General features: G+C 64.3%; 23 protein-coding genes. 10 read left to right on the top strand and 13 right to left on the bottom strand.

The window, feature by feature from the left end:
* Window positions 1–12 precede the first annotated feature (12 nt).
* From J2S32_RS03225 to miaA, 7 genes are all read right to left on the bottom strand, one after another.
* The gene (locus tag J2S32_RS03225; protein WP_253516066.1) at window positions 13–657 is read right to left on the bottom strand and encodes a YceI family protein; all 645 of its coding nucleotides are present in this window, start codon (window positions 655–657) and stop codon (window positions 13–15) included.
* A 78-nt stretch (window positions 658–735) separates the two neighbouring features.
* The gene (locus J2S32_RS03220) at window positions 736–1335 is read right to left on the bottom strand and encodes a DUF6151 family protein (RefSeq protein WP_253516063.1); all 600 of its coding nucleotides are present in this window, start codon (window positions 1333–1335) and stop codon (window positions 736–738) included.
* 37 nt (window positions 1336–1372) lie between these two features.
* Complete coding sequence (gene ilvC / locus J2S32_RS03215; protein ID WP_253516050.1) at window positions 1373–2407, bottom strand: ketol-acid reductoisomerase; 1035 nt, start codon at window positions 2405–2407, stop codon at window positions 1373–1375.
* A gap of 109 nt (window positions 2408–2516) precedes the next feature.
* Window positions 2517–3032: an acetolactate synthase small subunit gene (gene ilvN, locus J2S32_RS03210; RefSeq protein ID WP_253516048.1), complete on the bottom strand. Its 516-nt coding sequence runs from the start codon at window positions 3030–3032 to the stop codon at window positions 2517–2519.
* Window positions 3029–3322: a hypothetical protein gene (locus J2S32_RS03205; RefSeq protein ID WP_253516047.1), complete on the bottom strand. Its 294-nt coding sequence runs from the start codon at window positions 3320–3322 to the stop codon at window positions 3029–3031. Before J2S32_RS03205 ends, ilvN begins: the two co-directional genes overlap by 4 nt.
* A gap of 5 nt (window positions 3323–3327) precedes the next feature.
* Window positions 3328–5079, bottom strand: coding sequence for a biosynthetic-type acetolactate synthase large subunit (gene ilvB / locus J2S32_RS03200; RefSeq protein WP_253516043.1), 1752 nt, complete (start codon window positions 5077–5079; stop codon window positions 3328–3330).
* 107 nt (window positions 5080–5186) lie between these two features.
* The gene (gene miaA / locus J2S32_RS03195) at window positions 5187–6140 is read right to left on the bottom strand and encodes a tRNA (adenosine(37)-N6)-dimethylallyltransferase MiaA (protein WP_253516040.1); all 954 of its coding nucleotides are present in this window, start codon (window positions 6138–6140) and stop codon (window positions 5187–5189) included.
* On the opposite strand from miaA, the gene serB reads away from it, so the two are divergent.
* Window positions 6097–7029 (top strand): phosphoserine phosphatase SerB, encoded by a 933-nt coding sequence (gene serB / locus J2S32_RS03190; RefSeq protein ID WP_253516037.1) that lies wholly within the window; start codon window positions 6097–6099, stop codon window positions 7027–7029. The two genes, miaA and serB, sit on opposite strands and share 44 nt — an antisense overlap.
* A gap of 68 nt (window positions 7030–7097) precedes the next feature.
* A complete protein-coding gene (locus J2S32_RS03185) occupies window positions 7098–7934 on the top strand; it encodes a Coq4 family protein (protein ID WP_253516035.1) in 837 nt (278 codons plus the stop codon).
* Window positions 7935–7936: 2 nt separating this feature from the next.
* On the opposite strand, the gene J2S32_RS03180 is transcribed toward J2S32_RS03185, so the two are convergent.
* The 5 genes from J2S32_RS03180 to J2S32_RS03160 are packed head-to-tail and all read right to left on the bottom strand — an operon-like array spanning window position 7937 to window position 12383.
* Window positions 7937–8608 carry a nitroreductase family protein gene (locus J2S32_RS03180; RefSeq protein ID WP_253516033.1) on the bottom strand — a complete coding sequence of 224 codons (672 nt, stop codon included), beginning with the start codon at window positions 8606–8608 and terminating at the stop codon, window positions 7937–7939.
* A gap of 26 nt (window positions 8609–8634) precedes the next feature.
* A complete protein-coding gene (locus tag J2S32_RS03175) occupies window positions 8635–9042 on the bottom strand; it encodes a DUF3052 family protein (RefSeq protein ID WP_253516031.1) in 408 nt (135 codons plus the stop codon).
* A gap of 4 nt (window positions 9043–9046) precedes the next feature.
* Entirely contained in the window at window positions 9047–11293 is a 2247-nt protein-coding gene (gene purL / locus J2S32_RS03170; protein ID WP_253516022.1) for a phosphoribosylformylglycinamidine synthase subunit PurL, read from the bottom strand.
* A gap of 19 nt (window positions 11294–11312) precedes the next feature.
* Window positions 11313–11984 (bottom strand): hypothetical protein, encoded by a 672-nt coding sequence (locus J2S32_RS03165; RefSeq protein WP_253516020.1) that lies wholly within the window; start codon window positions 11982–11984, stop codon window positions 11313–11315.
* 3 nt (window positions 11985–11987) lie between these two features.
* Window positions 11988–12383 (bottom strand): DUF2177 family protein, encoded by a 396-nt coding sequence (locus J2S32_RS03160; RefSeq protein WP_253516018.1) that lies wholly within the window; start codon window positions 12381–12383, stop codon window positions 11988–11990.
* 62 nt (window positions 12384–12445) lie between these two features.
* On the opposite strand from J2S32_RS03160, the gene J2S32_RS03155 reads away from it, so the two are divergent.
* From J2S32_RS03155 to queA, 5 genes are all read left to right on the top strand, one after another.
* Window positions 12446–12703, top strand: coding sequence for an exodeoxyribonuclease VII small subunit (locus J2S32_RS03155; RefSeq protein WP_253516016.1), 258 nt, complete (start codon window positions 12446–12448; stop codon window positions 12701–12703).
* A 2-nt stretch (window positions 12704–12705) separates the two neighbouring features.
* The gene (locus J2S32_RS03150) at window positions 12706–13608 is read left to right on the top strand and encodes a polyprenyl synthetase family protein (protein WP_437181929.1); all 903 of its coding nucleotides are present in this window, start codon (window positions 12706–12708) and stop codon (window positions 13606–13608) included.
* The gene (coaD, locus tag J2S32_RS03145) at window positions 13608–14117 is read left to right on the top strand and encodes a pantetheine-phosphate adenylyltransferase (RefSeq protein WP_253516010.1); all 510 of its coding nucleotides are present in this window, start codon (window positions 13608–13610) and stop codon (window positions 14115–14117) included. Before J2S32_RS03150 ends, coaD begins: the two co-directional genes overlap by 1 nt.
* An 83-nt stretch (window positions 14118–14200) precedes the next feature.
* Window positions 14201–14893, top strand: coding sequence for a peptidylprolyl isomerase (locus J2S32_RS03140; protein WP_253522901.1), 693 nt, complete (start codon window positions 14201–14203; stop codon window positions 14891–14893).
* Window positions 14894–14930: 37 nt separating this feature from the next.
* The gene (gene queA, locus J2S32_RS03135; protein ID WP_253515991.1) at window positions 14931–15959 is read left to right on the top strand and encodes a tRNA preQ1(34) S-adenosylmethionine ribosyltransferase-isomerase QueA; all 1029 of its coding nucleotides are present in this window, start codon (window positions 14931–14933) and stop codon (window positions 15957–15959) included.
* 1 nt (window position 15960) lies between these two features.
* Here the strand turns inward: queA and J2S32_RS03130 are convergent, their stop codons facing one another.
* Window positions 15961–16527, bottom strand: coding sequence for a TetR/AcrR family transcriptional regulator (locus tag J2S32_RS03130; protein ID WP_253515988.1), 567 nt, complete (start codon window positions 16525–16527; stop codon window positions 15961–15963).
* 45 nt (window positions 16528–16572) lie between these two features.
* On the opposite strand from J2S32_RS03130, the gene J2S32_RS03125 reads away from it, so the two are divergent.
* Genes J2S32_RS03125 through J2S32_RS03115 form a run of 3 tightly spaced genes read left to right on the top strand, consistent with a single transcriptional unit; the run spans window position 16573 to window position 19709 of the window.
* Window positions 16573–18003: a carotenoid oxygenase family protein gene (locus J2S32_RS03125; RefSeq protein WP_253515975.1), complete on the top strand. Its 1431-nt coding sequence runs from the start codon at window positions 16573–16575 to the stop codon at window positions 18001–18003.
* Between the two features lie 6 nt (window positions 18004–18009).
* Window positions 18010–18948, top strand: coding sequence for an ABC transporter ATP-binding protein (locus tag J2S32_RS03120; RefSeq protein ID WP_253515973.1), 939 nt, complete (start codon window positions 18010–18012; stop codon window positions 18946–18948).
* Entirely contained in the window at window positions 18945–19709 is a 765-nt protein-coding gene (locus tag J2S32_RS03115; protein ID WP_253515970.1) for an ABC transporter permease, read from the top strand. The genes J2S32_RS03120 and J2S32_RS03115 overlap by 4 nt, the downstream gene beginning before the upstream one ends.
* Window positions 19710–19758 lie beyond the last annotated feature (49 nt).

Below are 19758 nucleotides of genomic sequence, written 5' to 3'. Positions count from 1 at the left end.
GTCGAGAGTGCTTTAGTCGCGTTCGAAGGCGGCGCTGATTTCAAGGTCGACCATGGGATCGACCAGCGGCGCGGCATAGCTGATGCCCCACGCCGTACGGTCGATCTGCGCGCGGGCGTGGAAGCCGACGGTCTGCGCCTTGCTCATGGGATTTTCGCCGGCTCCGGAGAATTCCACCAGCATCGTGACCGGTCCGGTATTGCCGTTCATCGTCAACTGCCCGGTCGCAACCGCGGTCGTCTCACTCGTGCGCCGGACCGAGGTGGAAACGAAGCGCGCCGCTTCAGGTTCGGGGCCGAAGAAGTCGGGGGCCGCTCCATCCTTGCCGGGTCGCAGCAGATGGTCGCGCAGCCCTTCGCTGGGCACCGAGACGCTGGTGATCGGCACGGTAATGTCGAACTCGGTTGCCCCGATATTGGCCGGGTCGAGCGTCATCGTCCCTTCGATCTGGCCAAACAGACCGAAATAGTCGTTGAAGCCGAAATGACCGACCTGCCAGCTGACCAGCGTATGCGAAGCATCGAGCGTATAGTCGCCTGCCTGAACGCGGCTGACATCGGGTGCGCCGGGCACCTGCGGCTGTTCCTGTGCGGAGATTGCGGTCACGGCAAGCGTGCCGCTTGCGGCAAGCGCGAGGGCAAGGATCGATTTCTTCATGGTCGGCCTCCTGTTGATGCTTAGTTCTGAATGATCGTCGGCAAGTACCCGTTCCCGCGCACGGCACGCGCGCCTACGTTACGAGAGTGCGAGGCGCTGTTCGGGTGTGAGCCGCCGCGGCGTGGCGATTGGTTGCAGGGTCTTGGGATCGAACAGCGGATTGCGGCGATGATCGCCCGACACGTAATCCTTTACCATCCGCACCAGAAAATGCCGCATCAGCGTGGTCATCGACAGTGGCTTGAGCCCCTCTGTCGAACCCGGTGCATCCTCGAGAAACAGATGCCCGCGCGGCGGGCCGAGGCGTTCGCGCTCCGCTACTTCGCAATTGGCGAGAATGGTGGTGACGTAGGGGATCCGGCCGGTGGCATAGGTGTTGAACATCGGCGTGTCGCAACACATCGCATACCAGCGCAGCGTCGGCTTGTCGGTCAGGTGCAGGCAGGCGAGCCGCTCGCTGCCGCGCGCGAATTCGAGCCGGGCGCAGCGCGACTGGTAGAGCGCGGTGCCCCCCGCCTCATCGAGAATACGCTCGGTGGCCCCGAAAAACGCCGGGAGGGCCTGGCAATCCGTGCAATGGCAGACGACATGGTCGCCCTGGTCGGGGGTCGCCCGGTGGATCGTCCCCGCGATCGTCCCGCAGGCGCAGGCAAAGCTCAGTCGGTTGTCGGCATCCATCGGCGAGTCCCCTCTCGACGGATGCCGACAGTAACGATCAGTTCCGGTCCTTGTCGACCAGCTTGTTGGCGCCGATCCAGGGCATCATAGCGCGCAGCTGGGCACCGGTCTGTTCGATCGGGTGCGCCGCGGCGGCCTTGCGGCTGGCCTTGAGTTCGGGCTGGCCGGCCTGGTTGTCGAGCACGAAGTCCTTGACGAACCGGCCCGACTGGATGTCCTTCAGCACGCGCTTCATCTCGGCCTTGGTCTCGTCGGTGATGATGCGCGGGCCGGTCTTGATGTCGCCATATTCGGCCGTGTTCGAGATCGAATAGCGCATGTTGGCGATCCCGCCTTCATACAGCAGGTCGACGATCAGCTTGGTTTCGTGGAGGCATTCGAAATAGGCCATTTCGGGGGCATAGCCGGCCTCGACCAGCGTTTCGAACCCGGCCTGGATCAGATGGGTGATCCCGCCGCACAGCACCGCCTGCTCGCCGAACAGATCGGTTTCGCATTCTTCCTTGAAATCGGTTTCGATGATGCCCGAGCGCCCGCCGCCGACCGCGCTGGCATAGGACAGCGCAAGCTGCTTGGCGAAGCCATTGCCGCCCGGCTGGCTCGATTCCTGGTGGATGGCGATGAGGCAGGGCACGCCGCCGCCCTTGATATATTCGCCGCGCACGGTGTGGCCCGGGCCCTTGGGGGCGATCATGATCACGTCGACATCGGCGGGCGGGTCGATCAGGCCGAAATGGATGTTGAGGCCATGCGCGAAGGCCAGCGCGCTGCCCGGCTTCATCTGACCGGCGACTTCATCGGCATAGATCGCCGCCTGGTGCTCGTCGGGTGCGAGGATCATCAGGACATCGGCCCATGCGGCGGCGTCGGCAACGGTCTTGACGGTGAAGCCCGCATCGGCGGCTTTCTTGGCACTGGCCGAGCCTTCACGCAGCGCCACGGCGATCTCGCCGACCCCGCTGTCGCGCAGGTTCTGGGCATGGGCATGACCTTGGCTACCGTAGCCGACGATCGCGACTTTCTTGTCCTTGATCAGCTGCTGGTCGCAATCGGCGTCGTAATAAACTTGCATTGATTTTCCCTCGCGTCGCCCCTGCGGAAGCAGGGGCCCAGATAAGGTCGCCCGCTGGCGATAGGTTGGATAGGCTCCCGCTTATGCCGGAGCGATGAAATTGTCTCGCTTAGTCGGGCTGGGCCCCGCGCATCATTCCCACGATCCCCGAGCGGCCGACCTCGACCAGGCCGAGCTCGCGCATCAGAACGATGAAACTGTCGATCTTGTCGGGCGAGCCGGTCAGTTCGAACACGAAACTGCTGGTCGTGGTATCGACCACATTGGCGCGGAACAGTTCCGCGATCCGCAGCGCCTCGACCCGGTCGTCGCCCTTGCCGGCGACCTTGACCAGCGCCAGCTCGCGCTCGACATGCTCACCGCTTTCGGTGAGGTCGATGACCTTGTGGACGGGCACCAGCCGCTCAAGCTGCGCGCGGATCTGGTCGATCACCGGTTCGGGCCCGCGGGTCACGATGGTGATCCGGCTGATCGCGTGATCTTCCGAGATATCGGCCACGGTCAGGCTGTCGATATTGTACCCGCGCGCGGTGAACATGCCGGTGATCTTGGCGAGGATGCCCGGTTCGTTATCGACGATGACATTGAGGACGTGCCGTTCGTTCGCCTCCTGGGTGATCTTCATCGCGCGGGGTCCTGCCATACGGGTTCGAACATCCGGCCATCGCCATCATATTCGGCCAGGAAAACGCGGCCCATGCGCACCGCTTCGAAATTCTCGGTCTGCCGCGTCAGGTCGAGCCGGTCGGCCAAGAGCGTCCAGTTCCCGTCGTCCTGCTTCTGCGCCACGTCCATGCCTACGAACCGGTGCCCATTGTCTTCGAGCCAGTCGAGCAGGCTTTCTGCATCCGCACGCGAATACCAGCTGCGGCGCTCGGCGCGCGTTTCGAAGCCCTGCGGAATTTTCGCCATCATGCCCATCACACCAATGCCTTCGCTTCGTCGTCCATCGTGCCGCCCACCTGGTCGCCATAGAGCAGCATTTCGGTATGCGCCGCGCCGCTCGGGATCATCGGGAAGCAGTTCGCTTCCTTCGCCACCTGGCAATCGACCATCACCGGGCCATCATGCGCGAGCATCGCTTCGATCCCGGCGTCGAGCTGGCTTTCATCCTCGATCCGGATGCCCTTCCAGCCGTATGCTTCGGCCAGTTTCACGAAATCGGGCAGGCTGTCCGAGTAGCTGTTCGAATAGCGGCTCTCATAGGTCAGTTCCTGCCACTGGCGGACCATGCCCATATATTCATTGTTGAGGATGAACACCTTGACCGGCAGGCGGTACTGGCTCGCCGTGCCTAGTTCCTGGATGTTCATCTGGATGCTGGCTTCGCCCGCGATGTCGATCACCAGACTGCCCGGATTGCCCAATTGCGCACCGATTGCGGCGGGCAGGCCATAACCCATGGTCCCCAGACCGCCGCTGGTGAGCCACTTGTTCGGGCCGAAGAACCGGAAATATTGCGCCGCCCACATCTGGTGCTGGCCGACCTCCGTGGTGATGATCGGGTTGTGGTCGCGGGTGAGCGCGAACAACCGTTCGATGCTCTTCTGCGGCATGATCTGCTCACTTCCGCGCTCGGGATAGGCGAGGCAGTCGCGCGCCTTCCAGCCGAGGATGCGGGCGTTCCATTCGGACAGGTCGCGCGGCTTGCGGCCGCCCCAGGCTTCGAGCATCTGCTCGAGCACATGCGCGCAATCGCCGACGATGCCAAGATCGACGGGGACGATCTTGTTGATGCTCGCACGGTCGATATCGATGTGGATCTTCTTGGCTTCGGGCGCGAAGGCATCGAGCCGCCCGGTCACCCGGTCGTCGAACCGCGCCCCGATCGCGACAATCAGGTCGGCGCGGTTCATCGCCATATTGGCTTCATAGGTGCCGTGCATGCCGAGCATGCCCAGCCAGTCGGGATGATCGGCGGGAAAGGCACCCAGGCCCATCAGAGTGCTGGTGACGGGCGCGCCGGTGGCATGCTGCAGGCGGCGCAGCATCGCGCTGGCATGCGGCCCGGCGTTGATCACGCCGCCACCGGTATAGAACACCGGACGTTCCGCGGCAGCAAGCATGTCGATGGCTTCTGCGATCTCATCCGCCGCACCAACCATGCGCGGCTGATAGCGGTGCGAGGGGAGCGGGGTGTCGTCCTGTTCGCCCCAATTGGCGAGCGCGATCTGGACGTCCTTGGGAATGTCGACCACCACCGGGCCGGGACGGCCGGTGGTGGCGATGCGGAAGGCTTCCTCGATCGTCGCCTGTAGGCGCTCGGGGTCCTTCACGAGGTAATTGTGCTTGGTGCAGTGACGCGTTAGGCCGACGGTGTCGGCCTCCTGGAACGCGTCGGTTCCGATCAGCGCCGTGGGGACCTGTCCGGTGATCACTACCAGCGGGATCGAATCCATATAGGCATCGGCAATACCCGTGACCGCATTGGTCGCACCCGGTCCGCTGGTGACGAGCACCACGCCGGGCTTGCCGGTCGAGCGGGCATAGCCTTCGGCGGCATGCGCAGCGCCGGCTTCGTGCCGCACCAGAATGTGGCGGATGCCGTCGTCGGCGAACAGCTCGTCATAGATCGGCAGGACCGCGCCGCCAGGATAGCCGAAAACGAATTCGACATCCTGCCGCTTGAGGCATTCGATCAGGATTGCAGCGCCGCTGCGCTCGGTATTCACACTAACCTCCGGCCCGTTTCCGGTGCTTGCAAGACACAAATCGACCCGGCGCTGGGGTCTATAGCGCCGGGCCGACAGGCACCCAATAGGGGCATTGAATTGCGTGGTCAACCGTTATCGTGAAACAATGAAACAAAATAATCGCACTCGACAATAGTTTTGTTATCCGCGCGCAGCCATTCATCCGGGGGCTGGTTGCGGAACCACGTATATTGGCGTTTGGCATACTGCCGGGTCGCGGTCTGGCCAGCGGCGATAGCTTGAGCGCGCGATAGTTCGCCTTGGAGCATCCCCGCGATCTCGCGCACCCCAATGGCGCGCATGACCGGCAAGTCGGGATCGAGGTCACGCGCAAGTAACGCTTCGACCTCGTCAATCGCGCCCGCGTCCAGCATGCGTTCGAAACGCAGGTCGCAGCGCGCGTTCAGCCAGTCGCGATCGGGGAGCAGGATGAGCGGATGCAGCGCGATGTCGCCGGCAATCCCGCCGGTCTTCTGCGACTGCCATTCGGCCAATGTGCGACCGGTCGAGCGCACCACTTCGAGTGCGCGGGCCGTGCGCGTGGCATCGGCGGGGGCTAGGCGGGCAGCGGCGGCAGGATCCTCACGCTCTAGCGAGCTACGCGCATCGGCTTGCGGCAAGGCGCGCACGGCCTCGCGGATGCCGGGATCGATTTCGGGCACCGGCGCGATCCCGTCGAGCAGCGTGCGCAAATAGAGGCCGGTTCCCCCGCAGAGGATCGGTACGTCCCCTGCGCCATGAATGTCGGCGATCATCTGCTTTGCCGCAACGGCCCAGTCGGCGGCCGAGCACGCTTCTGCCCCGTCCCAGGTGCCGAACAATCGGTGCTCTATACCGCCCATCTCGCCAACGGTCGGACGCGCGGAGAGGATCGTGAGGTCGCGATAGACCTGCTGGCTATCGGCGTTGACAATGACCCCGCGCCGCCCGGCACGCGCCAGTCGCTGTGCGAGTTCGACCGCGAGATGGCTCTTGCCGCTCGCGGTCGGCCCTGCAATGAGCGCGACCGGCTTTTTCTCGGGAGGGTTCAAGGTGCTCATTGCGCGGCTGATAGCAGACATGGAGAGTGTGGAAACACGCCTCGATGCAGCAATGCAGGCTTGCGCTGCAGCGGAAATGCCGGTGGCGATGGCCGGGCTGCTCGACTTCTGCGGCGATGTGCTCCAGCTCTCGCTCCCGCATGGCGACCGCGCGCAGCTTACCGCGATCCTCGTCGAGCACTTCGGCGAATGTGACCTTCTCGTGGCGGATCACGAAATCGAGATCCCGCGGCTGTTCGTGTCCGACATGGATTCCACGATGATCGGCCAGGAATGCATCGACGAACTTGCCGACTATGCGGGGATCAAGGACCAGGTCGCCGCAATCACCGAGCGCGCGATGCAAGGCGAACTCGACTTCACCAGCGCGCTGAAAGAGCGGGTGGGGCTGCTGGAAGGCCTTGAGGAAAGCGCGATCGACCGCTGCCTGCGCGAGCGAATTCGCCCGGTCGAAGGTGCCCGCACGCTGGCCGCGACCCTGCGCAGCAAAGGCTGCAAGACCGTGTTGGTAACCGGGGGCTTCCATCATTTCGCCGACCCGGTGGCACAGGACCTCGGCTTCGAACGTGTGGTCGGCAATCGTCTCGGCGTGGCGGGGGGCAAGTTGACGGGCCTGCTGGCCGGACCGGTCAGCGATGCCTCGACCAAGCTGGCGACGCTGGAGGATGAGCGGACCGGCCTGGGCGACGGCGCGCGGGTGCTGGCAACGGGCGACGGTGCGAACGACATCCCCATGCTGCAGGCAGCCGATTACGGAATTGCCTACCGCGCCAAGCCCAAGGCGCGCGATGCCGCCAATGGCCGGATCGCCAGCGCGGGCCTGACCCCCATCCTCAAGCTGTTCGGCATCCCCGAAAGCGAGTGGGTCGAGGAATTCAGCCCGGCATAGGCGTGGCGAGCTTTTCCAATCGTGGGAGGTCGGTTTCCGTTAAAGACCGATCTGATATGAATAGACCCATGACCAGCAGCGCCTTCAATTCCGCCGATCTCGATGCCGCGCGCGACGGCACCCCGCTGCGGCACCCGCGCCGCCCCAAGGCTCGCTATCGGCCATTTACGGCGGTGAAACACTTTCGCCGGCTGCTCAAGGACAAGGAAAATACCGCCGAGGTCTTCAGGATCTACGACGCGCTGCCCTCCGCCAAATTCCTGCCCCGCGTGCGCGCGCTGACGCTGAGCCCGCATGGCGAGGCGCTGCGGGCAAGCGAGCCCTTTCTCCCGCCGATCCTCGACGATCACGAGGCCCTGCGACGGCTCCCCCAAGGTTCGGTCGCGCAGGCCTATTGCGATTTCATGGAGCGCGAAGGTCTCTCCGCTGCCGGACTGGTCGAGGAATCGAACAAGACCGGCCGTCCCAGCTATGACGATCTGGTCCAGTGGTTCGGTTACCGCCAGCGTGACACGCACGATCTGATGCATGTGTTGACCGGCTATGGCCGCGATGCGCTGGGCGAACAGTGCGTGCTGCTGTTCACCCATGGCCAGGCGCCGAGTCAGGGGCATTTGCTGCTCGGCTATGCAGGCTCGTTTCACCTGAAACAGCAGGTGAAGAGCGCGGCCCCGATCCTGAAGGCGGTACGTCAGGCCCACCGTACCGGCGCGGCCTGTCCCACGCTGGTCGGCCTCTCGATCCGCGAGCTATTGACCAAGGACCTCGAAGAAGCGCGCGCCGAACTGAACATTCCCGAGCCGAATTGGTATCGGGAATGCCACCGCGTCTGGCGCGCAGAGGGGATCGACCCCTACGATTTGCTAGCGCAGCAGTCCGAGCACGAAATAGCTGCAGTCGCCTGAGATCACAGCCAGCTGGAAATCTGTTCCAGCGGTTTCTTCCTCAGCGCATGCGCGGGGACAGTGGCACCTTGAGCCGGGTGCCCGACGACCACCACCATCAGCGGCTTCTCGTGATCGGGCCGACCGCATAATTCGCGCAGGAATCCCATGGGCGAGGGCGTATGCGTCAGCGTGGCGAGCCCCGCTTCGTGCAGCGCCGCGATAAGCATGCCGCAGGCGATCCCGACGCTTTCATTGACGTAATAGTTCTGGGTGTTGCCGTCTTCCTCGATCCCGCCCTTGCGCTGGGCGAAGACCACGATCAGCCAGGGGGCGGTTTCGAGAAAGGGCTTGTCCGCGTCGGTTCCGAGCGGGGCCAGCGCGTCGAGCCATTCACCGCTTGCCTTGCCGGCATAGAAACTGCGTTCTTCGGCTTCAGCCGCCTCGCGGATTGCGCGCTTTTTGTCGGGGGACGAGACCACCGCGAAATGCCAGGGCTGGTGGTTCGCGCCATTGGGAGCGCTGCCGGCGGCCTCGATCGCCGCCTCGATAATCGCGCGCGGAACCGGCCGGTCCGAGAAATAGCGGCAACTACGGCGTTGTTTGAATCGGTCGCGCAGGGCCCGGGCGCGGGCGATGCGGTCCTCGTCGGGCAGGTCGGGGAGCGAATAGGGGACGGTGTCATGGTCGCGCATGGGCGATGTTCTAGCCCATGCAGGGGTCAGCGCAATTCCTTGCGGATCACCAGCTTGAGGCCCGACCAGACCTCGTCCACCGCACAGACCTTGGTGTCGACAAGGCCCAGCGGGAGCGCGACTTCGCGAATAGTGTCCTCGGTGATGTCGGTCGGCAGCTTCGCGGCCTGCTTGGGCCAGCTGACCCAGACATGCCCGTCGCGCGCCATGTGGTCGCGCAGCGTCACCAGTTTCGCTTCCAGCTGCGTCCGTTCGGTAACGAAGATATGCGCAGCGTCCGGGCCTTCCTCCGGTCCGCCGACGAAGGTCAGCTCGAGCGCGTATTCGCCAATATCGTCCTGGATGGCCTCGGGCATGTCATCGAACCACACCCGTTGCCCGTCGCGCAGGCTGAGTTTTTTCGCCAGCGGCGTGTTGGAATAGCCCGCCGCCACCGCGTCAGCCTTCCATCCAGTCGGCGAAGAAGCTCTGGTGCGCGGCACGCATTTCATCGACGTTCTTGCCGAACAGCGTGCTGCCGCCGGTCTTGCCGATGCGGCGGAACCCGATCGAGGCGGTTTCATCGCTCTCGGTGCCTTTGGCCAGCGCGCGGTTGAGCGCCTCGGTATCGGGCACGGTCACCACATACCGGCCCTGATCCTCGCCGAACCACCACTGCGCCTGCGTATAGTCCTGATGCCATTCGACCTCGGCACCGATCCCGCCCGCCATCGCCATTTCGGCCAGCGCAATCGCCAGTCCGCCATCGGACACATCATGCACGGCGCTGACCAGCCCGTCGGCAATCAGCTGGCGCACGATCCGGCCCGCGTTCTTCTCAACGGTGAGGTCGGTCGGCGGGGTGCGGCCTTCGTCGCGGCCATGGATTTCGGACAGCCACAGCGATTTGCCCAGATGCGAGCGTTCGGGATCGGGGGTCGCCCAGTGTTCGGCGCGGATCAGGTAGATCGCTTCGCCCGCTGCCTTGAACGGCATGGTCATCATGCGGTCGTAGTCGTCGATCAGGCCGACGCCGCCGATCGCGGGCGTGGGCAGGATCGCGCTGCCACCCCCGGTCGCCTTGCTTTCATTGTAGAGCGAGACATTGCCCGACACGATCGGGAAGTCGAGCACGCGGCAGGCGGCACCCATACCTTCGAGCGCGTGGACGAACTGGCTCATGATCTCGGGGCGCTGCGGGTTGGCGAAATTGAGGCAATTGGTCACCGCCAGCGGGCGCGCGCCGACCGCGCACAGATTGCGGTAGGCCTCGGCAATCGCCTGCTTGCCGCCTTCATAGGGATCGGCATGAACATAGCGCGGGGTGCAATCGGTGGTGATCGCGAGCGCCTTCTTCGTTCCATGCACGCGGACGACACCGGCATCGCCGCCGGTCTGCAGGGTATCCGCGCCGACCTGGCTGTCGTATTGCTCGGCGATCCAGCGGCGCGAGGACAGGTTGGGTGAGGCGAGCAGCTTCATCACGTCGCCGCCGACATCGCCGGTGTCGGGACGCTCGCGCATCGGCGCAATGCCCGCCCAGGCAGTATAGTCTTCCTTGGACAGGTAGGGCCGGTCGTATTCGGGTGCGTCGGCTGCCAGTGGGCCGAGCGGAATGTCGCACACGACCTCGCCATCGAATTCGAGCACCATGTGCTGCGTATCGGTGACCTCGCCGATGATCGCGAAATCGAGCTCCCACTTGTCGAAGATGGCCTGCGCCATGGCTTCCTTGCCGGGCTTGAGGACCATGAGCATCCGCTCCTGGCTTTCGCTCAGCATCATCTCGTAGGGCGTCATGCCGTCTTCGCGGCACGGCACCTTGTTCATATCGAGACGGATGCCGGCCTTGCCATTGGTCGCCATTTCTACGCTGGAAGAGGTCAGGCCCGCGGCGCCCATATCCTGGATCGCGACGATCGCGTCGGTCGCCATGAGTTCGAGGCAGGCCTCGATCAGCAGCTTCTCGGTGAAGGGGTCGCCCACCTGCACGGTGGGGCGCTTGGCGTCGGCGTCTTCCTCGAAATCGGCGCTGGCCATGGTCGCGCCGTGAATGCCGTCGCGGCCGGTCTTCGATCCGACATAGACGATCGGATTGCCCACGCCGGTGGCGGCGGAATAGAAGATCTTGTCCTGGTCGGCCACGCCCACCGTCATCGCATTGACGAGGATATTGCCGTCATAGGCGGGATGGAAATTGGTTTCGCCGCATACGGTGGGCACGCCCACGCAATTGCCATAGCCGCCGATGCCGGAGACGACGCCCTTGACCAGGTGCTGCATCTTGGGATGCTCGGGGCGCCCGAAGCGCAGCGCATTGGCATTCGCCACCGGGCGCGCGCCCATGGTGAAGACGTCGCGCAGGATGCCGCCCACGCCGGTCGCCGCACCCTGATAGGGTTCGATATAGCTCGGATGGTTGTGGCTCTCCATCTTGAAGATCGCCGCCTGCCCGTCGCCGATATCGATGACGCCGGCATTCTCGCCGGGGCCGCAGATTACCCAGGGCGCCTCGGTCGGCAGTTTCTTGAGATGCAGCCGCGAGCTCTTGTAGCTGCAATGCTCGGACCACATGACCGAGAAGATGCCCAGCTCCACCAGATTGGGCTCGCGGCCCAGCGCGTGCAGGACGCGTTCGTATTCTGCGGGGCTGAGGCCGTGCTGTTCGACGACTTCGGGGGTGATCGCGGATTCGACTGTTGCCATGCGCGCGCGCTTAGCCCCGCTAGCCCGCGACCGCCAGACCCCGCTGGTTTTTATGCCACCGTGTCGATTGCACCCAGAAGGCCATGGCGGTCAGGATCCCATAGGACAGGAAGACCGAGAGATACATGCCGACGCCTGCGGTTTCGGGCTGCGGTCCGAACCAGTTGATCGCCTGGAACAGCAGCATGGCCGCAAGCAGGATCAGCGGGGGGATTACGGGCCCCTTGGTCCGGCTGATATAGAACCAGTAGGCAAGCAGGACGAGGCCGATCTCCAGCGGCATTTCGATATGGGGCGTGTTCCACAGACCAAGCCCGTATTTGTCCTCGCCCCCCGCGATCGTCAGGTCGGGGCGATGGACCAGCAGGTCGAGCAGCCAATGGCTGAGAACGACGATCGCACCCCATGCGGCAGCGACCATGTTGCGCAGGACGACCCCGACGACCACGCCAAAGACCAGTGCCCAGCCGGCCGTCGCGAGGAGGCTGTGCGAATAGGGCATGAAGACGAGATCGTAGGGATTCATCTCGGTGATGCCGGGCACGATGCGAAGCTGCTCGATGCCGAATATCGCGAATGTGAAGAATGCCCAGTCGACCAGCTGCGCGGCGATGAACAGCACGCCGAGCTTGGGCGCATCCTCAGTGATTCCGCGGGCCAGCAAAGCGGGGGCGAAATGGCCGATGAACATGGTCTAGCCGAACTTGTCGGCGGCAAAAGTGGCTGCGCTTGCCGCGACTGCCGTAGCGAACGCGCCCCAGACGATGTCGGCGATGGTAACCGTGGTCGACCAGTTCCGCAGCGTGGCCTGGTTGGTCAAATCATAGGTCGCATAACAGATCGCGCCGAGCAGGGCGCCATTGATCGCGGCAGATGCGATCCCGTTGGCGAGGCCCGGGCGCACGGCGAACCAGACCACTGCGGCGACATAGGCCGCATAGAACACCAGCGCCGGCGCTATGCGGAAACTGTCCGCCAGCAGATCGCCGAGTTTGGGGCGATAGAAATTGGGTCCGGCCCAACTCAGCCACACCGCATCCAAGGCCCCGAACACCAACGCCACAGCGATGACAGCGACAATCCACGTCATATTGGCTCCCCCGTTTGGGTTTACTTGACCGCGCGCAGGCGGACCGTCAATGCTTGCCTGCGATGGCAGAGGAACAGTCACAGATTTCGGATTTGAGCTTCGAGCAGGCATTGCGCGAACTCGAGGGTGTGGTTCGCCGGCTTGAGAGCGGCGATGTACCGCTGGACGAGAGCATCGATCTCTACGAGCGTGGTGAAAAACTGCGCAAGGCGTGCCAGGCGCGGCTCGATGCGGCGCAGGCGCGGATCGAGAAGATCGTGGCCGGCGCCGATGGCAAACCGGCGGGCACCGAGCCCTTCGATGCAGGCGGCGCCGCGTGACGGTGGTTACCGCGCTGCCCGACCTGCTTGGCGACGCGTTCGAGCGGGTCCAGGCCGATATCGATAGCGCGTTCGACGCGTTTCTTCCCGTCCCCGACGATACCCGCGCGCGACTGGTCGAGGCGATGCGCTATGCCGCGATCGGCGGCGGCAAGCGGGTGCGTCCGCTGCTGCTCGTCGCGACCACCGACCTGTTCGGGGTCAACCGCAGCGCCGCGATCAATGCCGGCTGCGCCGTCGAGGCGATCCATGCCTATTCGCTGATCCACGATGATCTACCCTGCATGGACGATGACGAATTGCGGCACGGCAAACCCACCGTGCACACCGCCTTCGACGAAGCGACCGCCGTGCTCGCGGGGGATTGCCTGCATGCCTTGGCTTTCGATATCCTGAGCCAGCCCGATACCAGCACCGATCCCTTCGTCCGCGCCGAGCTGGTCGCCACGCTCGCCCGCGCCAGCGGTCATGACGGTATGGCGGGCGGCCAGATGATGGATATCATGTCCGAAGAACAGGCCTACGACCTGCGCCAGATCACGCGCCTCCAGCAGCTCAAGACGGGCGCACTGCTCGCTGCCAGCGTGGAGATGGGGGCCGTGCTCGGCCGGGTACCGCCCGAAGGACGGGCGCATTTGCGCGCCTATGCCCGCGATATCGGCCTCGCCTTCCAGATCGCCGACGACCTGCTCGACGTCGAAGGCGACGAAGAACGCGCCGGCAAGGCGCTGCGCAAGGACGAGGTGCAGGGCAAGCAGACATTCGTCACGCTGATGGGCGTCGAACAGGCGCGCGCGCAGGCGACCATGCTGGTCGAACAGGCCGGACGGCACCTTGCCAGCCATGGCGAGGATGCGCGGCTGCTGGTTGAGCTGGCGCGTTTCATCGTGAAGAGGGATCATTAATGGCCAAGCGTATCGGCATTTACCCGGGGACCTTCGATCCGATCACGCTCGGGCATATGGATATAATCGAGCGCGGCGCGAAGCTGGTCGACGAGCTGATCATCGGTGTCACCACCAATATCGCCAAGTCGCCCATGTTCGACGATGACGAGCGTATCGCCATGGTCGAACGCGAAGTAGCGGGCATCAAGAGCCAGAGCATCCGCGTGGTCGGCTTCAATTCGCTGCTGATGGACTTTGCCCAGCAGATGGGTGCGGGCATCGTCATCCGCGGAATCCGCGGCGTGACCGATTTCGAATATGAATACCAGCTCACGGGCATGAACCGGCAGCTCAACGACCAGATCGAAACCGTCTTCCTGATGGCCGATGTCGAACTGCAGCCGATCGCCAGCCGTCTGGTCAAGGAAATCGCTTTCTACGGCGGCCCGATCGGGAAGTTCGTGACCCCCGCCGTGCGCGCCGATGTCGAGGCGCGGGTGCAGAAGCTCGGCCCCCGCGGCGGCTGACGCGGCTACCCAAGCTATTCATTGAACCGACAGACGCCGGTCGCTAGACGATCCGCCATCCAGGACATTGCTACGGAATGACGATGCTCAAGACTTCGCTTGCCATTGCTGCCACGCTTTCGCTTGCTGCGGCCCCCTTTGCCGCCCAAGCGCAGGAAGCTGACCCGACGGTTGCCGCCGAAGCGGAAGCCGATACGCGCGTATTCACGCCGGTCAATTTCGACGTGACCGAGGACCGCGAAAACATCCTGCTGCTCGACCTGTCGAATGGCGAACGCGTATCGATCCGGCTGAAGCCCGACTGGGCACCCAACCATGTCGAGCGGGTCAAGACGCTGACCCGGCAGGGGTTCTATGACGGGATCATCTTTCACCGTGTGATCGACGGGTTCATGGCGCAGACCGGCGATCCGACCGGGACCGGCACCGGCGGTTCGGAATTGCCCGACATTGCGGAGGAATTCCACCGCATGCCGCATGTCCGCGGGAGCGTGTCGATGGCGCGCTCGGCCAGCCCCGACAGCGCGAACAGCCAGTTCTTCCTCGTCTTCTACCCGCGCTTCAACCTCGACGAGAATTACACCAATTTCGGCCGCGTCATTGCCAATATGGCCGCCGTCGACGCGATCGAGCGCGGCGAGCCGCCCGCGAACCCCACGCGGATCCTCCAAGCGTCGATCGCGGCGGACAACAAGCCGGTCCCCGCCATGCCCGCGCCAAGCGTGCCCGATGCGGAGATTTCGGCCAGCGATCTGAACGCGCCGATCGGCAACTGACTTTCCATCGCGCCGCACCCGGACTAGGGGCGGCGCGATGAAAGTCGACCTCTTCGATTTCGAACTCCCGCCCGAACGGATTGCGCTGCGCCCGGCGCGTCCGCGCGATGCTGCGCGCATGCTCGTCGTCCGCGGGGAAGGCCCCTTCGAGGATCGCGGCGTACGCGACCTGCCGCACATGCTGCGCGCGGGCGATGTGCTGGTGTTCAACGATACGCGCGTGATCCCGGCGCAGCTTGAAGGACGTCGGGGCGAAGCCAGGATCGGTGCCACGCTGCACAAGCGGATCGACTTGCGCCGCTGGCAGGCCTTCGTGCGCAATGCCAAGAGATTGCGGGTCGGCGATATCGCCGAATTCGGCGGCGGGGTGACCGCGCTCGCCGAAGAACGGCTGCCCGATGGCAGCTTCGTGCTCGCCTTCGGGGGCGATGAACCGGTCGAGGTCCTGCTCGAGCGGGCAGGGCGGATGCCGCTGCCGCCCTATATCGCCGGCAAGCGCCCCACCGACGCGCGCGACCGCGAAGACTACCAGACCATGTTCGCGCAGGAAGATGGCGCGGTCGCCGCACCCACCGCCGCGCTGCATTTCACGCCCGAGCTAATGGCTTTGCTGGCTGAAGCGGGGGTTGGGACCGAAACACTCACGCTGCATGTCGGGGCAGGGACTTTCCTCCCGGTCAAGGCGGACGACACCGACGACCATGCGATGCATGCCGAATGGGGCCAGATCGAACCTGCAGTAGCCGACCGGCTCAATGCAGTGCGCGAGGCCGGCGGCAGGGTCATCGCGGTCGGCACCACCAGCCTGCGCCTGCTCGAAAGCGCGACGGGCGAAGACGGCGTGATCCAGCCGTTTGCGGGCGATACGGCCATCTTCATCACGCCGGGTTACCGGTTTCGCGCGATCGACGGGCTGATGACCAATTTCCACCTGCCCAAATCGACGCTGATGATGCTCGTGAGCGCGTTGATGGGGCGCGACCGGATGATGGCTGCCTATGAGCACGCCATTGCGCAGGAATACCGCTTCTACAGCTATGGCGATTCCTCGCTGCTGCTTCCCTGATCTAGGGGAACACGTTGTCTGTATCGAGCAAGCGGTCGATCAGCGCATCATCGGCGCTAATGCGCCCGTCGAGCATCAGCATCGCAATCCCGTGCGCAATCGACCACGCCTGCAGTGCGAGCGTTTCGGCACGTTCGGGATCGCTGGTGAGTGCCTGGGTATGTGCGGTCAGTAACTCGCGCGCCTGATCGGGTGCATCGCGGTCGCCGACAGGATGGCCTTGCGTGAACATCAGCCGGAAAAGCGCGGGATGCGCGAGCGCGAAGCGGACATAGGTCCGCCCCGTCTCGGCAAAGCCCGCCGCCCCGCCACCCGCTTTTTTCGCCGCTTTCGCCTGCTCGCTTCCAAGTAGCGCGAGGCCTTCCTGCGCCAGCGCCTTGTCGAGCGCCTGCTTGTCGGGAAAATGGCGATACACCGCAGTCGCCGAAACCCCGACTTCGCGCGCCAGTTCGCGCAGCGAGGGGGCCTTGCCCTCGGCCCCTTCGAGCGCTTCCAGCCCGGCGGCGAGCAGGGCGTCGCGCAGGTTACCGTGATGGTAGCTGGCAGGCGATGTTGACACTGTTATCATGACCTCTATGTTTACAGCGTTCACTTTAACCGGAGCGAGTCGGTCATGGCAAGCGTCATCGAGAAAACCATCCGCAAGGCAGTTACGCCCGCACTACAGGCGGTTGCCAGCATCAACCGCACCCGTCTGCCGGGTGCGGAGGACAATCCGTTCCTGCACGGCATCCATACACCGCTGACCGAGGAGTTCACGCTCGATAACCTGGCGGTGACCGGCACCATTCCCGTCGAACTCGATGGCCGCTATGTCCGGATCGGTCCCAACCCTTTCGGCGAAACCGGCAAGGGTCACCACTGGTTTCTGGGCGATGGGATGGTGCACGGCGTCCGGCTGAAGGATGGCAAGGCCGAATGGTATCGCAACCGCTTCATCCGGTCCGCCGAGCTTGAAGGCAAGGGCGGCCCGCCGGCCGTGGGCGGCCCGCGCCGCGGCTTTGGCGACACCGTCAACACCAATGTCCTCGATATCGGTGGAACGATCATGGCGCTGGTCGAGGCCAACAGCTTCCCGGTCGAACTCGACGGCAATCTCGACAGCGTCGCCTATTCCGATTTCGGCGGCGGGCTGACCGGTTCCTTCACCGCGCATCCGCATCAATGCCCCGATACGGGCGAATATCACGCGATTTGCTACGAGGGTCCGTCGCAGGACACCATTCGCCACGTCGCCATGGACCGGCACGGCAAGGTGCTGCGCGAAACCGAGATCGCGGTAAAGCATGGACCCTCGATCCACGATTGCGCGCTCACCGAGAACTTCGTGGTGATCCTCGACCTGCCGGTCACCTTCTCGATGCAGGCGCTGATGTCAGGCCACAAGTTCCCCTATCGCTGGAACCGCGGCCACCAGGCGCGGGTCGGATTGCTGCCGCGCGGCGCCACGGGCGACGAGGTCGTGTGGCACGAGGTCGACCCCTGCTATGTCTTTCATGTCGGCAACAGTTTCGAAGATGAAACCGACCAGGTGATCATCGACGTCTGCCCCTATGAGACCATTTTCGACGGCGAGATGCCGGGGCCCTATGGCAAGGCGCTGGGGCTCGAACGCTGGACGGCCGACGGGCAGGGCGGGAAGGTCACCCGCCGCACCATGGACGCAGCGGGCCAGGAATTTCCCCGGCCGGACGAGCGCTATTTTACCAAGCCTCATCGATATCTCTGGTCGATGGGCATGCCCGAAGACGGGGATCTGGAATTTGTCGCGCCGATGCCGCTCTATCGCCACGATCTCGCCACTGGCGAACGCGTGCAGCATGTTTTCGGCGAAGGGCGCATTCCCGGCGAATTCGTCTTTGTTCCGCGCTCGGCCGACGCACCCGAAGGCGATGGCTGGGTGATGGGATATGTGATCGACCGCAACCACGGCACCAGCGCACTCGAGATCCTCGACGCGATGAGCCTTTCCCCGGTCGCGGCGGTCCATATCCCGCATCTCATCCCACCGGGCTTCCACGGCAACTGGATCGCCGCTAGCTAGGAGGCTGTGGATCCGATTCTCGAACTCAGCGGCCTGTCGAAGGTCTATCCCGGCGGGCTGAAAGCGCTCGACCATGTCGATCTGACGGTCAGCAGGGGCGAGATTTTCGCGCTGCTCGGTCCCAATGGGGCGGGCAAGACCACGCTGATCGGTGCGGTCTGCGGGTTGGTCCGGCCGAGTTCGGGCACGATCCAAGCGTTTGGCTACGACCTCGCCAGCGACTGGCGCCGGGCGCGCAGCCGTATCGGTCTGGTGCCGCAGGAACTCAGCACCGACATGTTCGAACCCGTCGAGCGCGCGGTCAGCTATTCGCGCGGGCTGTTCGGTCTTGCCCCCGACCGCGAGCGGATCGAGGAAATCCTGCGCAGCCTGAGCCTGTGGGACAAGCGCGACGAGCGCATCATGGCGCTGTCGGGCGGGATGAAGCGCCGGGTGCTGATTGCCAAGGCGCTGGCGCATGAGCCCGATCTGCTGTTTCTCGACGAGCCCACCGCGGGTGTCGATGTCGAACTCCGCAAGAGCATGTGGGCGATCATCGACGACATGCGCAGCCGCGGCGTGACCATCATTCTCACTACGCATTATATCGAGGAAGCCGAGATGATGGCCGACCGCGTGGGGATCATCAATCGCGGCAAATTGCTGATGGTCGACCAGAAGGATGCCATGATGGCGCGGCTCGGCCGCACCGAGGCGCATATCGCGCTGGCCGAGCCGCTGAGCGTACTGCCGCCGGCAATCGCCCGTTTTCCGGTCGAGCTGGAACAGGGCGGAACCTCGCTCTGCTATCGCGGCGGCGACGGGACCGGCAAGGGCAAGGCCGAGGTTGCCGAGCTCACCAAGGCACTGATCGCCGCAGAGATCGACTACACCGGCATCGAAACGCGCGAGAGCAGCCTCGAGGATATCTTCGTCTCGCTGCTGGGCGAGGGGGAGGCGGCATGATCTCCTGGCGTTCGACCTGGTCGATCTACACCCGCGAACTGATGCGGTTCCTGCGCACCGCGTTCCAGTCGGTGCTTGCGCCGGTGCTGACGACTTCGCTCTATTTCATCGTCTTCGGCGCGGCGATCGGCGGTCGCATGCCCGATCTCGGGGGGGTGGAGTATGGCGCCTTCATCATTCCCGGCCTGCTGATGCTTACACTGCTGGGCGAGACCACCAGCAATTCCAGTTTCGGCATCTACATGCCGCGCTTTACCGGGACGATCTACGAACTGCTCAGCGCGCCGGTGGGCGTTGCCGAGACGCTGATCGGTTTCGTCGGCGCCGCGATGACCAAGAGCCTGCTGCTCGCCGCGATCATCCTGCTCACCGCGCGATTATTCGTCGATTATTCGATCGCGCACCCTTTGCTGGCGGTATGCTACATCATGCTGGTCGCCGCGGCCTTCAGCCTGTTCGGCTTCATCCTCGGCATCTGGGCGGACAATTTCGAGAAGCTCGGCATCATCCCGATGCTGTTCCTGACCCCGCTGACCTTTCTCGGCGGGACCTTCTATTCGATCGATATGCTGCCCGAGCCGTGGGACACGATCGCGCTCGCCAATCCGATCGTCTATCTGGTCAGCGGTTTGCGCTGGACCTTCTACGGATCGAGCGATGTCGACATTGGGATCAGCTTCGGCATCACGCTCGGCTTCCTCGCAACCTGCGTCGCGGTGATCGCTTATATCTTCAAGACCGGATGGCGCCTGCGCGCCTGACACGTTCCATCGATTGGAGGGTGGCGAGGCGCGAAACTAGGCGCTACGC

This window comes from Qipengyuania citrea, assembly GCF_024171405.1.
GTDB classification, from domain to species: Bacteria; Pseudomonadota; Alphaproteobacteria; order Sphingomonadales; family Sphingomonadaceae; genus Qipengyuania; species Qipengyuania profunda.
Note: the sequence above shows the minus strand (reverse complement) of the source record. Positions and strands in the feature narration are given on the sequence as shown.

What these genes read in the sequence shown, in the direction of transcription:
- miaA (WP_253516040.1), bottom strand. Translation starts at nt 6,140, where the DNA reads ATGAGCACCTTGAACCCTCCCGAGAAAAAGCCGGTCGCGCTCATTGCA.
- ilvC (WP_253516050.1), bottom strand. Translation starts at nt 2,407, where the DNA reads ATGCAAGTTTATTACGACGCCGATTGCGACCAGCAGCTGATCAAGGAC.
- J2S32_RS03220 (WP_253516063.1), bottom strand. Translation starts at nt 1,335, where the DNA reads ATGGATGCCGACAACCGACTGAGCTTTGCCTGCGCCTGCGGGACGATC.
- J2S32_RS03130 (WP_253515988.1), bottom strand. Translation starts at nt 16,527, where the DNA reads ATGATAACAGTGTCAACATCGCCTGCCAGCTACCATCACGGTAACCTG.
- J2S32_RS03205 (WP_253516047.1), bottom strand. Translation starts at nt 3,322, where the DNA reads ATGATGGCGAAAATTCCGCAGGGCTTCGAAACGCGCGCCGAGCGCCGC.
- J2S32_RS03180 (WP_253516033.1), bottom strand. Translation starts at nt 8,608, where the DNA reads ATGCGCGACCATGACACCGTCCCCTATTCGCTCCCCGACCTGCCCGAC.
- coaD (WP_253516010.1), top strand. Translation starts at nt 13,608, where the DNA reads ATGGCCAAGCGTATCGGCATTTACCCGGGGACCTTCGATCCGATCACG.
- J2S32_RS03160 (WP_253516018.1), bottom strand. Translation starts at nt 12,383, where the DNA reads ATGACGTGGATTGTCGCTGTCATCGCTGTGGCGTTGGTGTTCGGGGCC.
- J2S32_RS03165 (WP_253516020.1), bottom strand. Translation starts at nt 11,984, where the DNA reads ATGTTCATCGGCCATTTCGCCCCCGCTTTGCTGGCCCGCGGAATCACT.
- serB (WP_253516037.1), top strand. Translation starts at nt 6,097, where the DNA reads ATGAGCGCGACCGGCTTTTTCTCGGGAGGGTTCAAGGTGCTCATTGCG.
- purL (WP_253516022.1), bottom strand. Translation starts at nt 11,293, where the DNA reads ATGGCAACAGTCGAATCCGCGATCACCCCCGAAGTCGTCGAACAGCAC.
- J2S32_RS03115 (WP_253515970.1), top strand. Translation starts at nt 18,945, where the DNA reads ATGATCTCCTGGCGTTCGACCTGGTCGATCTACACCCGCGAACTGATG.
- ilvN (WP_253516048.1), bottom strand. Translation starts at nt 3,032, where the DNA reads ATGAAGATCACCCAGGAGGCGAACGAACGGCACGTCCTCAATGTCATC.
- J2S32_RS03185 (WP_253516035.1), top strand. Translation starts at nt 7,098, where the DNA reads ATGACCAGCAGCGCCTTCAATTCCGCCGATCTCGATGCCGCGCGCGAC.
- J2S32_RS03140 (WP_253522901.1), top strand. Translation starts at nt 14,201, where the DNA reads ATGCTCAAGACTTCGCTTGCCATTGCTGCCACGCTTTCGCTTGCTGCG.
- J2S32_RS03155 (WP_253516016.1), top strand. Translation starts at nt 12,446, where the DNA reads ATGGCAGAGGAACAGTCACAGATTTCGGATTTGAGCTTCGAGCAGGCA.
- J2S32_RS03125 (WP_253515975.1), top strand. Translation starts at nt 16,573, where the DNA reads ATGGCAAGCGTCATCGAGAAAACCATCCGCAAGGCAGTTACGCCCGCA.
- J2S32_RS03225 (WP_253516066.1), bottom strand. Translation starts at nt 657, where the DNA reads ATGAAGAAATCGATCCTTGCCCTCGCGCTTGCCGCAAGCGGCACGCTT.
- queA (WP_253515991.1), top strand. Translation starts at nt 14,931, where the DNA reads ATGAAAGTCGACCTCTTCGATTTCGAACTCCCGCCCGAACGGATTGCG.